This is a genomic window from Cyanobium sp. WKJ7-Wakatipu, assembly GCF_024345355.1.
Classification (GTDB): Bacteria; Cyanobacteriota; Cyanobacteriia; order PCC-6307; family Cyanobiaceae; genus Cyanobium_A; species Cyanobium_A usitatum.
The window spans coordinates 72,282-84,751 of record NZ_JAGQAY010000005.1 but is presented as its reverse complement, the minus strand read 5'-3'; the positions used below and the strand labels follow the sequence as shown (position 1 = coordinate 84,751).

14 protein-coding genes are annotated in these 12,470 nt (G+C 64.0%); 6 read left to right on the top strand and 8 right to left on the bottom strand.

All coding sequences use genetic code 11. From position 1 onward, the window contains the following. Positions 1–24: 24 nt before the first annotated feature. The 3 genes from KBY83_RS04790 to KBY83_RS04780 all read right to left on the bottom strand — a co-directional run bounded on the left by KBY83_RS04790 (position 25) and on the right by KBY83_RS04780 (position 3,031). A complete protein-coding gene (locus KBY83_RS04790; RefSeq protein WP_255018540.1) occupies positions 25–1,146 on the bottom strand; it encodes a glycosyltransferase family 2 protein in 1,122 nt (373 codons plus the stop codon). 78 nt (positions 1,147–1,224) lie between these two features. Then, a complete protein-coding gene (locus tag KBY83_RS04785) occupies positions 1,225–1,677 on the bottom strand; it encodes a hypothetical protein (RefSeq protein ID WP_255018539.1) in 453 nt (150 codons plus the stop codon). 154 nt (positions 1,678–1,831) lie between these two features. Then, positions 1,832–3,031 carry an NAD(P)-binding protein gene (locus tag KBY83_RS04780; protein ID WP_255018538.1) on the bottom strand — a complete coding sequence of 400 codons (1,200 nt, stop codon included), beginning with the start codon at positions 3,029–3,031 and terminating at the stop codon, positions 1,832–1,834. A 58-nt stretch (positions 3,032–3,089) separates the two neighbouring features. Between KBY83_RS04780 and KBY83_RS04775 the strand changes: the two genes are divergently transcribed. From KBY83_RS04775 to bioA, 6 genes are all read left to right on the top strand, one after another. After that, on the top strand, positions 3,090–3,509 hold the full coding sequence (locus KBY83_RS04775; RefSeq protein WP_255018537.1) for a DCC1-like thiol-disulfide oxidoreductase family protein: 420 nt from the start codon (positions 3,090–3,092) through the stop codon (positions 3,507–3,509). Between the two features lie 13 nt (positions 3,510–3,522). Further along, a complete protein-coding gene (locus tag KBY83_RS04770; RefSeq protein ID WP_255018536.1) occupies positions 3,523–3,888 on the top strand; it encodes a hypothetical protein in 366 nt (121 codons plus the stop codon). A gap of 77 nt (positions 3,889–3,965) precedes the next feature. Continuing rightward, complete coding sequence (locus tag KBY83_RS04765; RefSeq protein ID WP_254959587.1) at positions 3,966–4,124, top strand: hypothetical protein; 159 nt, start codon at positions 3,966–3,968, stop codon at positions 4,122–4,124. Between the two features lie 62 nt (positions 4,125–4,186). Continuing rightward, positions 4,187–4,303, top strand: coding sequence for a sigma factor (locus KBY83_RS15395; RefSeq protein WP_315858943.1), 117 nt, complete (start codon positions 4,187–4,189; stop codon positions 4,301–4,303). Continuing rightward, complete coding sequence (locus tag KBY83_RS04760; protein ID WP_255018535.1) at positions 4,275–4,490, top strand: sigma factor-like helix-turn-helix DNA-binding protein; 216 nt, start codon at positions 4,275–4,277, stop codon at positions 4,488–4,490. Before KBY83_RS15395 ends, KBY83_RS04760 begins: the two co-directional genes overlap by 29 nt. A 4-nt stretch (positions 4,491–4,494) precedes the next feature. Continuing rightward, on the top strand, positions 4,495–5,769 hold the full coding sequence (gene bioA / locus KBY83_RS04755) for an adenosylmethionine--8-amino-7-oxononanoate transaminase (RefSeq protein ID WP_255018534.1): 1,275 nt from the start codon (positions 4,495–4,497) through the stop codon (positions 5,767–5,769). Between the two features lie 9 nt (positions 5,770–5,778). Here bioA and KBY83_RS04750 read toward each other — a convergent pair whose 3' ends face one another. From KBY83_RS04750 to KBY83_RS04730, 5 genes are read right to left on the bottom strand one after another with little or no spacing between them, the layout of a single operon-like run. After that, entirely contained in the window at positions 5,779–6,954 is a 1,176-nt protein-coding gene (locus KBY83_RS04750; protein WP_255018533.1) for a cation:proton antiporter, read from the bottom strand. Positions 6,955–6,987: 33 nt separating this feature from the next. Continuing rightward, entirely contained in the window at positions 6,988–7,389 is a 402-nt protein-coding gene (locus KBY83_RS04745) for a fasciclin domain-containing protein (RefSeq protein WP_255018532.1), read from the bottom strand. Positions 7,390–7,399: 10 nt separating this feature from the next. Next, the gene (locus KBY83_RS04740) at positions 7,400–8,704 is read right to left on the bottom strand and encodes a CO2 hydration protein (protein WP_255018531.1); all 1,305 of its coding nucleotides are present in this window, start codon (positions 8,702–8,704) and stop codon (positions 7,400–7,402) included. Then, complete coding sequence (locus tag KBY83_RS04735; RefSeq protein ID WP_255018530.1) at positions 8,701–10,173, bottom strand: NADH-quinone oxidoreductase subunit M; 1,473 nt, start codon at positions 10,171–10,173, stop codon at positions 8,701–8,703. The genes KBY83_RS04740 and KBY83_RS04735 overlap by 4 nt, the downstream gene beginning before the upstream one ends. Further along, positions 10,170–12,077: an NAD(P)H-quinone oxidoreductase subunit F gene (locus KBY83_RS04730; RefSeq protein WP_255018529.1), complete on the bottom strand. Its 1,908-nt coding sequence runs from the start codon at positions 12,075–12,077 to the stop codon at positions 10,170–10,172. The genes KBY83_RS04735 and KBY83_RS04730 overlap by 4 nt, the downstream gene beginning before the upstream one ends. Positions 12,078–12,470: the final 393 nt, after the last annotated feature.

Genomic DNA, 12,470 nt, shown 5'->3' with positions numbered 1-12,470 from the left:
GGCACTCAACGTATGGGGCTATTGCTACATGTGCAAGGAGCGACCCCGCCAGGTCCAGCCCCGGCCGCTGAGGGTCTTGATCACCGACACCGGGGCCATGGCGCCGATCAACAGCCCACCCAGACCCGCCAACCACCACCAGTTGAGGGGAGTGCCGAAATGGCGACGACTCCAGAGCCGGATCGCCAATTGCAGCGCGATGGCCAGCAGGGCCGCCAGGGCCGGCAACCAGGACAGGGGCAGGGGCGATCGCCAGGCCAACAGAAGGGCTGGGGGCAGCAACAACCAGGGAATGGCGTAGAGCTGCACCACCACCGCACCAGCCGCCAAGGCCTTCGCCACATCACCATCGAGGCCCAGCAGCCAGTTTTTGGTCCAGCCTTCCCAGAGAGAGGCCAAGTATCGGTACATGCGCAGGGTCAACCAGTCGAGCCCCAGCAGATAGCGCAGCCTGAAGCCCTGGCCTTTGATCGCCCGAGCCAGGGCAAGATCCTCCACCACCTCGCCGGCCACGGCAGCGTGGCCGCCAATGGCTCTGTAGGCCTGGCTGCGGAAGAGCAGAAACGGACCCGCCGCAAAGGCCAGGGGATGGCGGGGATCATTAGCGCGCTCAATTGGAAAACCCAGTCCCAGCAAGCTGGCGATGATCGGCTGCACCAGCCACTCGGCCAGGCAGCCACAGGTGAGTCGCGGCGCCAGGGTGAGCAAATCTGCCCCTTGGGCAATCGCGTCTGTCAAGGCGGCCCGCAGCGCTCCCGGAGCGACGCGCACATCCGCATCGATGAAAACCAACCAGTCGCTTTCGAGCTCGCTGCTGGCACGAAAACAGGCCCAGTTTTTACCCACCCAGCGCTCTGCCGGGGGACGGGCACCCGCCGACAGCAGGCCAAAGCGTGGATCGCCTGCGCCCGCCTGCAGGGCTAGGGCCGCAGTGGTGTCGCTTGAGTCGTCATCGACCACCAGCAGTGACCAGTGCTCACATGGCGCCTCGCTGGCGAGGATTGCCCGCACGCAGTCGCTGATGTTGTCCGCTTCGTTGTAAGCCGGCACCACCACGGTGCAGGAGGTAGGGGCAAGGGAGCTTCCTGATGCAGCTGGTTGTAGAGCTGGTGCCGCATTGAAGCTGCGCTCCAGTAGGACCAGCATCACCGCCAGACCAAGGCAAGAAACCAGCCCCCAGCCACTGGCCAGCACAATCCATATGGAGGCGGAAGGTCCCAGGATTCAGCAGCTCCGCTGTCGTAGCAAGCGATCAGCCTCGGCTCGACGACAAACCCGACGAAAGGGTGCAAGGCCAATGCCGAACAACTCCTCAAACAGCCGATTGGCTGCCATCACCGAAGCCAGGCCACAGCGGTGCACCTGCTGCTCAAGGGTGGTTTGCGGTTGGGCTGCGATGCCCTCAAATAGCCGGCTGAGTCGAATGTGCTGGAGCGTCTGAAACGGTGTCTTACCGCGGCAGTGGTCAAAGCAGAGATCGAGCCACTCAGCACTCACCCCGATCGAATCAGCCACCACCTCCAGCTCGATCTGCTCGGAAAAATGATGGGCGAAGTAGTGGGCAGCCCGAGTTACCACTTCAAGTTGCTGGGCAGGAACCACAGGAAGGCAGCGGCAGCGGCGCGGCGGGCCGTGAACAGCACTGCTGAGTGCCGCTTGTGGTGAAAGGGGCCGCATCGCAGTCCGGGAAGGTGATCACCTGCAAGACATCCAAGACGTCTCACCCCCCAACTGATAGCCCCACCGCAGCAATGACTGCAATCGCAATCAACACCGTTTGGGCGATCTGTAGCAAGGCTGCACCTATCGCAATGATCGGCAGCACCGAGCTTTAGGCAAGTGCACAAAGCTCGTGGGCCAGCTGTTCGCCGCTGCGCAGGGCACCCTCAATCCGCCCAAATCCCACCCCCGCAATGAAGTCGCCGCAGAATCCCACCCGGCTGCTTGGGCAGCAACTGAGTTCGGAGGGCAGCCCGGGCGCCAGGGGAAAAGCGGCACCCCAGCGCATCAGCTGGCGATCAGCCGTGGCAAGGTTTAGGCCAGGCAACCAGGGGGCCATCACCTGCTCAAGAGCGGTGGTGAGGGCAGCGATCACCGTATCTTCGCGGCCCTCATCGGGGGGCAGCTGAAGCATGCGTGCCACGGCGGAATGGGTGCCATAGACATCAAGGTGATCGGCGGCAAAGGAGTGGCTGGAATGGGCCACCACGGCGCAGCGACCGTCGGACAAGGGCTGAACGGTGATCCGCTGCAGCCCCCAGCGCTGCTGGGCTGCCGCATCGAAATGGAGCAGGCTGAAAGGAAGACTGGCCCAAGGTCCTGCCGCGGCTGCCTCAAGCAGCACCAGCAGATTGCTGCGGGCCTCAGCGCGGATGCCGGCGATCACAGTGAGGGCATGCTCCAGCCGGAGGTCGCCCAGCCGTTCTGCGGCCTGCTTGAGGGGTACCTCCTCCCAGCCAAAGATCTGCCTGCTGCGCGGATGGGCCAGCAGGGTGCTGCTCAGCACAAGCCAATGGGCCTGCCCCAGTAACTCCCCCTCCCGATCCAGCAGCTGCCAGAGACCATCCTTCCAATCGAGGTGGCGCACCAGGGTGCCGTAGTGGGGCTGCCACGCTTCGCCAGCCTCGCCGGCCAGGCTCAAGAGTCCTTTGCAGAGATGATCCATGCCACCCCGACCCCGGTAGAGCTGGCCGAGCCCCAGGGCATCAGCCTGGCCTGGCCGCAGGGTCGCTTCCCCCTGGAGCTGGGCGATCAAACCAGGCCAAGGCTCAATCCAGCCCCCCGCCAGCAGGGGCTGCAACAACAGCGGCTCCGTTGCGCCGGTGATGTTGAGCAGGGGCGCGCCGTGATCGATGCGCAGCCCATGATCCTGGCGGGAGCGCCGGGTGCTGGCCCGTCCGCCCGGGCCTCGCCCTGTCTCCCAAAGGCTGAGGGCTCCGGTGTAACCCAAGCGGCGCAGCTGGGCAACGAAAGCGCAGCCCGATACCCCGGCCCCGACCACGGCGATGGATTCCGGGCCCGAGCTGGGCATACACAACAACTAAACCGCTAGGCCTTCAGGATGACAGCGATCTCCAAGGCTGCAGCCGATGACGGCACTTGACCATCCGGTACTGGTGTTTGACGGCGGCTGTCCCTTCTGCCGCCATTTCGCTGAGCTGGTGGAACTGCGCAGTGGCATCCCGAACTTGGCGATCCGCGATGGCCGCAGCGACCACGAACTGCGGCGGCAGCTGCGGCAGCAGGGCTGGGACCTGAGCCGGGGTGCCGTGGTGTTGGCAGAGGGCCGGGTGCTGCATGGAGCCGAGGCGATTCAGTGGATTTGCAGCCGGCTGGAGCCCAGCGCCACCCTGCTGCAGCTGCTCGGCCCGCTCCTCGCCACACCGGGAAGAGCAAAGCGCCTTTACCCGGTGCTGCTGCTGGCCCGGCGCCTCACCCTGGCCATGCAGGGATTACCTCTGGATCCGGACCAACCAGCTGGGCAGGCTGCAACAGGTAGCGTGAATTGATAAGGGAGTGGCCGTGGCGCGATTTTTAGTGGTGCTCAAACCCGGCGTGCCGCTCGACGCCGCCGCCATGCTGGAGGCCCTCCAGCCTGTACTAGAGGGGCTCAGAGCGGAGATCGAGCACCGCACACCAGCCCACCTCAGCGCCATGATCCGCGGCGGCGGTGAAACCCAGCGCATGCAGCTTTTCGCCGATGTGCAATCAAAAGCAGATGGCAAGGTGCTGGAGCTGGTGCTCCTGAGTCGCGAAGCCATGGGCACTACCGCCCCCCACACCCGCGAGGTTTTCAAGCTGCTGCTGGAGTTGATTCAGCGGCATGTGCCATCCATGCCTCTCACCTTCCGCTCCGACCGGGACGGCCCACTGCCAATCGGAGCCTGAGCCAATCGGGGCCTGACCGGCCATCCCCGAAATTTAATAAAGGCTTAGCATTTGCTGGTAGGTCCTGGATTTGCTCCGTGAACGAGAACCACCCCGTGCTGCTCTCGCTCGACGCCGAGCTGGATCACCTGCGCAGCGCCTACATCCATCAGCCCAACGAGCAGACCCGCTACCAGCTGGTACGCCTCGAACAGCTGATCCAGCAATGGGCACCGGGTCACTCCAGCAACGGCTGACATTCCTCAGGGATTGCACCACGGGCAGGGCTGCGGATCAGCTGCGGAGAGTCCATCTCGGCGTGGTCGCCCCACCTGAACGATTCGATCCCAGCCGGGGCTACCGTTTTTCCACCTACGCCACCTGGTTGATTCGCGACGCCATCAACAATGCCCTGGCGGCTTCAGCTGCTCGATGAACTGCCAGAACAGGAAGCCGAGCTGCTGCGATTGCGCTGCGGAATCGCAGCAGGCGAACCTTTGAGCGTGAGCTCCACGGCCCGGCAGATGGGCGACACACGAGACACGGCCCGTGGGCGGGAGAGACGAGCCAATGCCTCGATCCGGCGACTTTCGGTGCGCTTCATTGATCACCTTGAAGCCTGACCCTGTGACCTGGCACCCCCACCTCTGGCACCCCACCACCCAGGTGGCCAGCAGCCCAGAGCCGCTGCAAGTGCGCGCGGCCCGGGGCAGTGAGCTGGAGCTCAGCGATGGCCGCCGCCTGATTGATGCGATCAGCAGCTGGTGGGTCACCCTGCACGGCCACGCCGAGCCAGCCATTGCGGCGGCTATCGCCCGTCAGGCCCAGCAGTTGGAGCAGGTGATCTTCTCCAACTTCAGCCACGAACCCGCCGAGCAGCTCGCCACCCGACTCAGTGCGCTCACGGGCCTCGAGCGGCTGTTCTTCTCCGACAACGGCTCCACCGCCGTGGAAGTGGCCCTCAAGATCGCCTGGCAGTGGTGGCGCAACCAGGGCAGCGAACGCCGCCAGGTGATCGCCTTTGAGGGGGCCTACCACGGCGACACCTTCGGAGCGATGGCTCTGGGGGAGCGCTCTCTGTTCACCGACCCCTACGAGCCGCTGCTATTTGCCGTAGCCCGGGTGGCCTGGCCCCACAGCCACTGGGGCGACGACGCGGTGGAGCAAAGAGAACAGGTCGCCCTTCGCCAGCTGGAACAGGCCCTAGAGACGCCCACCGCGGCAGTGATCCTCGAACCCTTGATCCAGGGGGCCAGCGGCATGCGGGTGGTGCGGCCGGCCTTCTTGCGGGCGGTGGCCGAGCGGGTCCAGGCTGCCGGAGCCCTGCTGATTGCCGATGAGGTGTTCACAGGCTTCGGCCGCACCGGCGACCTGTTCGCCTGCCGGCGGGCCGGTATTCAGCCCGACCTGATGGCCCTCTCCAAAGGCCTCACCGGTGGCTTCCTGCCAATGGGGGCAACGATGGCCAGCGAGCGCCTCTACCAGGGGTTCATCAGCGAACGGCCGGAGGCCACCTTCTTCCACGGCCACAGCTTCACCGCCAATCCCCTGGGATGTGCAGCGGCCCTGGCCAGCCTGGATCTGCTCCAGGCCAACCCCGAGCGCTTCCAGCAGTTCGAGGTGCGCCACACGCCCCTGCTGGAAGTTCTGTCCCGACACCCGCTGGTGCGGCGCCCCCGCTGCGTCGGCACCATGGCGGCCTGGGATGTGGACGCCGGCGAAGCCAGCTACCTCAATCCCGTGGGCAAGCAGATCCAGCGCCACTGCCTACAACAGGGCGTGTACCTACGCCCCCTTGGCAACGTGGTGTATCTGCTGCCGCCCCTGGGCATCAACGAAGACCAGCTAGATCGCTGCTACGCAGTGGTGAAGCAGGCAATGGACGCGCTGATGCCGGTCTGAACCCCCTAGCTATCCAGCCTGCAGGGTCGACAGACGCCGGCCCAGCAACAGCAGGCCCAGCACGGTGGTACCACTCACCATGAGCACCAGGGCGGAGAACTGGGCGGCGGTGATTACCCCACTGGCCAGGGCCGTGGAGGCAAACACCAGACCAGGCAGGCCCCGGGGGATAAGGCCAAACACCACCACCCAGCGATCCACCCCGGCCGCCTGATCCCGGCCGCTGATGCCAAGCCCGCAGATCAACTTGCAGCCAATCGCCAGCAGCAACAGCACCAGGGCCAGCCACCAGGCCGAGGGCTGCAGCAGGGTGCCCGCCTGGATGCGCATCCCCACCCCTAGGAAATAGAGGGGCAGAAACACCTCCGACAGCAGGGCCAGGTTGCCCCGCAGCTCGCGGGCCTCGGTGCTCCCTTCCCCCATCGGCGCCAGGCGATTGAACAGCACCCCACCCCAGAGCGCCCCAAGCAGGCTGGTCACCCCGGTGACCTCACCGATCCAGCTGCAGCCGATCAACAGCAGCAACATTCCTAGGGGCCCCGGCTGCCAGGGCCCGTGGCGCCGCAACCACCAGCTCGACAGCGGCACGCTCAGCAGGGCCAGGACCGGGCCGAGCAGCACCAGCCAACCTGACCCGGCCAAACCGGTACTACCACCCTTACCGGCCCCCGCCAAGAGCATGGAGCCGGTGAGTAGGGCGATGGCAGGCAGATCGTCTAGCACCGAAACACCCACCAGCAGGCGACCGGAGGGGGTTTTCAAGGCACCGAGCTGGCGGAGGGCCCGCAGGGTCACCCCGGTGCCGGTGGCACTGAGCACGGCCACACAAAGCAAGGTGGTGGCCGTGGAGAGACCGAAGCCCTGCTGCAGCGGCCACCAGGCCAGCAGCGGCGTCAGCGCCGAGAGCAACACCGTGCGCAGCACTGCCGCCGGCCGGGAGCCCAACAAGCCGCCGCGAACCTCCAGACCCACCTGAAAAAACAGAGTGAGCACCCCCAGCTCCAGCAGACCGGAGAGGGAGCGGATCTGCTCGAATGGCAGCACGGTGTTGCCCAGGGCAAAGCCCACTCCCAGCTCCAGAACGATCGCCGGCACCGCCCAGCGGACGAGCCGGGTGGCCGTCAACCGGGCCAGCAGGGCACCCACCAACAACAACAGCAGGGTGGTGAGCAGGGAGGAACCCAAGGGAGCCAGCGGGGCGAGGGTGGCGAAGGTGGATCAGCCCGGCAGGATCACGCGATCAATCACGTGCACAATGCCGTTGTCGCAGGCAATGTCTGCGGTTACCACTGTGGCGTTTTTCACCTCAAACGGCTCGCTGCAACGGATCGGGATCGGAGCCCCCTCCAGGCTCGGCCACTCCGACTGAGCCACCAGGTCGGTGCGGCCATGGGCGCCAGCCAGCACGTGGTATTTGAGGATCCGGGCCAACTGGGGTGGGTTGTCTACCAACGTTTGCACCGTGCCGGGAGGCAGGGCCGCAAAGGCGTCATCCACCGGCGCGAACACCGTGAAGGGGCCCGGGCCCTCCAGGGCGCCGCGCAGGCCGGCAGCATCGACGGCCGCCAGCAGGGTGTTGAAGCAACCGGCAGCGAGGGCGGTTTCCAGAATCGTGGCCATGGCAGCTCTCCTAGCGGTAGTCCTGGGTTTGAATGTCGGCAAGCCGCGCTTCGGGCCGCAGGAAGCGATCCATCTGGGCCTCAAAGAAGCGACGGTTGGCCGCAAGATGCTTCGGGTCGGTGTCGTCTAAGGGATAGAGCAGGGCACAGCGCAGGGCCTGAATCACCGCCGAGGTGACGTTGTACATCGAGCGCTGGAAGGTGATGCCCAACTGGATCAGTTGATCTTCTTCGCCGCGGCGATGCTGCTTGTAGAGCTCCTGCAGATAGGGGGGCAGGAAATGAAGCATATCCTGCATCAGCAGGGTGGGTGGAATGCCGGCGGATCCCACCGGGAACACATCGGCGTAGAGGATGCCGTAGTGGAAGTCGGCTTGATCGGCAGGCACCTGATAGGCCTGGGCGTTGTAGCTCTTGGTACCGCGGAACGGTGAGGTGCGGTAAAACACCGCCTCCACATAGGGCAACGCAGCCTCATAGAGCCAGGTGAAGCCCTCGCTCTTGGGAATGATCTCGAAGCACTCGCCCCGGATGAACACATGGTGGTAGATCGGCCGCCCCGCCACCGCGAAGATGCCGTTGACGAGGAAGTCCATCGCCTCGGGAACGGAGGTGAGCTTCCCCTCGTCGTAGAGGTCGCTCATCTCGAAGAACACCGGTGCCATCACCTCCCAAAACAGGCCGAGGTTGGCGTAGAAGGAGAGTTGCTTGACCTGCTCCATAAACATATCCGGGAACAGCTTATAGAGCCCCAGCATCACCAAATTGCCATTGAAGTAGGCCTTGATCGCCCGATCCGCATTGGCCTTATAGACATCGCTCTCCAGGAAGTCGTTGAAGCGGCCGCCCATGCCCTGGTGCCAGAACATGGCCTGCATGCAGGCCTCGGCGAATTCCATGTTCACCCGGTCGTGCCAAAGGTGATGCAGCAGCTTGGGCATGCGGCGGGTCTCACCCCGCTCCATAAACTCCAGTAGCTCCGGATGGGCCTTTTCACCGCCGCGCCAGATACGCAGCTTGGATTGATCACCGGCGTAGCTATTGGGGAGATCGAGATACTCCTTAGAAATAAAATACTTAAATGCGGGAAGCGGATTGAGAAATACCCGCTCAGCGATATATAAAAGATCGCGCCAATAAAAATCCATCGGCACGGCGTAGGCCTTATAGATACCGATGATCTGCTGCAGGTTCTCGGGGGTATCAGGCAGCATTGATCCTCCCGCCTCAAGCCGGTGGATCACCTCTGCGTAGGGATGGGTTGAGGGAGGAATCAGGGGTGTGCGGACACCCGGGGTCGAAACGATGGGTGTCATACGGGCAGTTGGGTGCGGAGGGCAAGGGCAGCGGTGGCGGTTTCACTCCAGCCGGTGAGTCCTAGGGGCCATAGGCCGGTGAGCAGCACCAGCAGGGTGAGCACAACAGCCGGCAATCTCTCGCCCAGGCTGGTGCCCTGCCAGTCAGCTCGGGAATTATCGAGCCGGCCAAAACCAACCCGATTGAATAGCCGCACCGCATAAACAGCAGTAAAACCAGAGGCCACCAGGCACACCAAGGTTGCCCTGGGAAAGACGGTCCAGCTGCCTTCAAACACCAGAAGTTCTGCAGGGAAGCCAGCCAGTCCAGGAATGCCAGCGGCGGCCATCAGGGCAAGCAACAACAAACCCATCGTGAAGGGCAGGCCCCGAATCGGATTGAGCAGGCCGGATAGCTCGGCAATAACGGTGGTGCCGGTCTTGCGCTGGATTAGCTCAACGCAGGCAAATAGCAGGGCCACTATTGAGCCGTGAGCAAGCACCTGAGCCATCACCCCCTGCAGGCTCAAGGGGGTGGCGGCAGCCAGAGCCAATACCAGCAAGCCCATATGGCCAAGCGAGCTGTAGGCCATCAGGCGGCGCATATCTGTAGCCGCAACGGCGTTAAGGGCGCCATACACGGCGCTAACGGCACCAGCAGCAGCGATCCAGGGGGAAAAAGCGGTCCACGCGTCTGGCAATAAGCCCACACCGAAGCGCAGCAGGCCGTAGGCACCAAGTTTGGAAACGGCCCCACCCAGCAACATCACCACCGGAGCCGGTGCCTGGCTGTAGCTAAAAGGTTGCCAACCGTGCAGCGGCACCACGGGCAACTTCAGGCCAAAAGCAAGCAGCAGCAGGGCCAGCACCCAGGCCTGGGCAGCTGGAGCGAGGGGCGTTGCCGCCAGGGCCTCAAAACTGAAGCTCACGGTTCTGCTCGCCGCGCCCTGACCCAACCAACCGAAGGCCAGTACCCCAGCAAGCAGGCTGAGGCCAGAAACGGCGCCATAAAGCAGGAAGCGCGTGGCAGCTCCTGCTCGTCGCTCACCTCCCCAGATAGCCAACAGCAGCGTGGTGGGGATCAACACCAGTTCAAATGCCAGCACAAACAACAAGGCATTGCGGGCGAGGAAGGCCCCCACCACCCCGAAGTTGGTGGCCAGCATTAATGAGAAGTAGAGGCGCGAGCGGCCCTGGTCGGCAGGAGAGGCCAACACCGCCATGGCAGTAAGCAGCGCAGTGAGCAGCACCAGGGGCAGGGAGATGCCATCAAGACCGAGCTCCAGGGCAAGGCCCAGACGAGGCAACCAGGTAAGGCTGAGATCTGCGGGGGTATGCAGCCAGCAGTACACCCCAACCAAAAATTGGGCCAGGGCGGCCAGGGCGGCCAGGGAGCGCACCAGGGCGGGACGCCCCTCCGGCAATCGGGAAAGCAGCAAACCCGCAACCCCGGGGATCAGCAGCAGTAGCAGCAGCGGGGAAGAGTTCACGGCAGCAAGGGCAGGGGTAAGGGTGCGGGGCTGGCCAGCAGCCAGGCAGCCATCAGCAGCACCCCCAGCACCAGGCTGAGGGCGTAAGCCTGGGAGCGGCCGGAGGTGGTGAGGCTTAGCCGGCGGGCTCCAGCCATGGCTGCGGCCCCGGTGCCACCGCTGAAACCATCCACCAGGCGGCTATCACTCCAGGCGCCAAAGCGGGCTAGAGCCAGCACCAGGGCCACCACGGTGCGGTGATAAAAGCGCTCGGTTTGCATGTCGTGGGCGAGCCACTCCTGCAGGCCTGATAGGGCCTGGGGCAGCCGGGCCAGGCCGTGGGGCCGCAGGTAGAAGGCAGCGGAGAAGCCCCCTCCCACCAGGGTCGATACCAGCAGAGGCCAGGCCAGCGGCCCCCAACCGGGCAGGGGAGTGAGGCTGAAGACGCCATTGCGCACCAACAATTGAGGCAGGTGCAGCTCCATACCCATCAACACGGTGGTGGGCAACACCATCAACCACAACACCTCGGCGGAGCGCTGGGTGAAGGGTGTGGGGCGACCGCCCCAGATTTGGCCGAATACACGAATCAAGCCTGCGCTGATCAGGCAATTGGTGAGCAGCACCAAGCCGCCCAGCAACCAGGGGTGGCCGCTGGCTGCGGTGAGAGCGAGCAGCTCGCGCAAGGCGGCAAAACTGGCGAAGGGAGGTAATCCCATCAGGCCAGCAGCCCCGGTGAGGAAGGCCAGGCCCATCAGCGGCCGCCGGCTCCAAAGCCCACCCAGCTGGGTGAGGTCCTGGGTCACGTTGCTGATCACGATGGTGCCAATGGCCATCAGGATCAGGGCCATCGGCAGCGGGTAAACGAGCAGCAGGTGATCGGCCACCGCTGTGCCACCCAAACCCACCGCCACAAACAGCAAACCAAGCCAGCTGCTCACCAAGAAGGAGAGGGCTCGCTTGACATCCACCTGAGCCAGGGCAATCAGCGAGGCCACCACCGCCGTGGTGCCGCCAACGGCAACCAGCACGGCCTGCACCAGCGGGCTGAGTTCGATGAGGGGTTCCAGGCGCAGCAGCACCCAGGCGCCACCAACCACCACTACCGAATTGCGCAGCACGGTGGAGGGCAGGGGGCTCTCCATGGCCTCATCCAGCCAGAGGTGCAGAGGAATTTGGGCGCACTTGCCCATGGGGCCGGCGATCAGGGCTAGCAGGATCAACGTGAATCCAGCCGGCAGGGGTTGGCCGTTGTTGGTGAGATCGGCGGCCCATCCCTGCAGGCCATGAAAATTCCAGGTGCCGCTCACCGGCAACAGGGCAATTACCCCCGCTAACAAGATCAGGTCGCCGATGCGCTTGGTGAGAAAGGCGTCTCGAGCCCCTTTCACCACCAGGGGTTGGTTGTACCAGGTGCCCACGATCAGGTAGGTGCCCAGGGTTAGCAACTCGAGAATTACATAGCTGAAAAACACCGAATCTGTGAGCACCAGACCACACAGGCCCGCCTCAAAGAAGCTCAGGCAGCCAAAGAAGCGGGGCCAACCCCAGTCCATTTCCATGTAGCCGATGGCGTAGATCTGAACCAGCAGGTGCAACCCGGTGATCACGGTCATGGCGATCAGCACTGGCTCGGTCACCAGCCCGTCGAAGCCGACCCTTAGCCCTGCCGTCTCGAGCCAGGTCCAGCTGAAGCTCACGGGCCTATAGAGGGCCTGGGCCCCAGCAGCGGCATTGGTGTGCAAGGCCGTTAGCGCTAGCAAGCTGTGGCTGAAGGCCACGGCCACCATGGCCAAGTTGAGGTAGCCGCAGGGGCGCGGGCCGGTGCGGGAGATCAACCCCGGCGACCAGGCCAGCGACAAAAGGGCCGCCAGCAAGGGATAGAAAGGAACCAACCAGGCGGTTTGAAGCAGAGCAACAGTCATCGTGTCAACCAGGCAATAGAAATCTCAACGGCTCAGGCATGTGAAAGATGACGAATACGTCTTCGGATCGGTAACGATAGAAACAGACGCATCGGCTTGGGGCGGCAAAAGTAGATCAAATCCAATCGGTGTCAGTAGAAGTGCTTATCAATCGTCGAGATCACTCGGAGTCCCTCTCAGCTCCATACTCCTCCACTCTGTAAAAACTTCTCCACTTTGCAAAAACTATGGCCTGCCCAAAGTGCGGCTGCCGCCTACTCACCAAGGTGGGGCGCTCCAAGCAGATGCTGATCTGCAGCGATTGCAGCCACCCACTCGAACCATCATCTGATCAGCTTGCCTCCCAGTGGCGCCATCTCTTCACGCTTATGTTTGTGTTGATGGTGGCTGGAG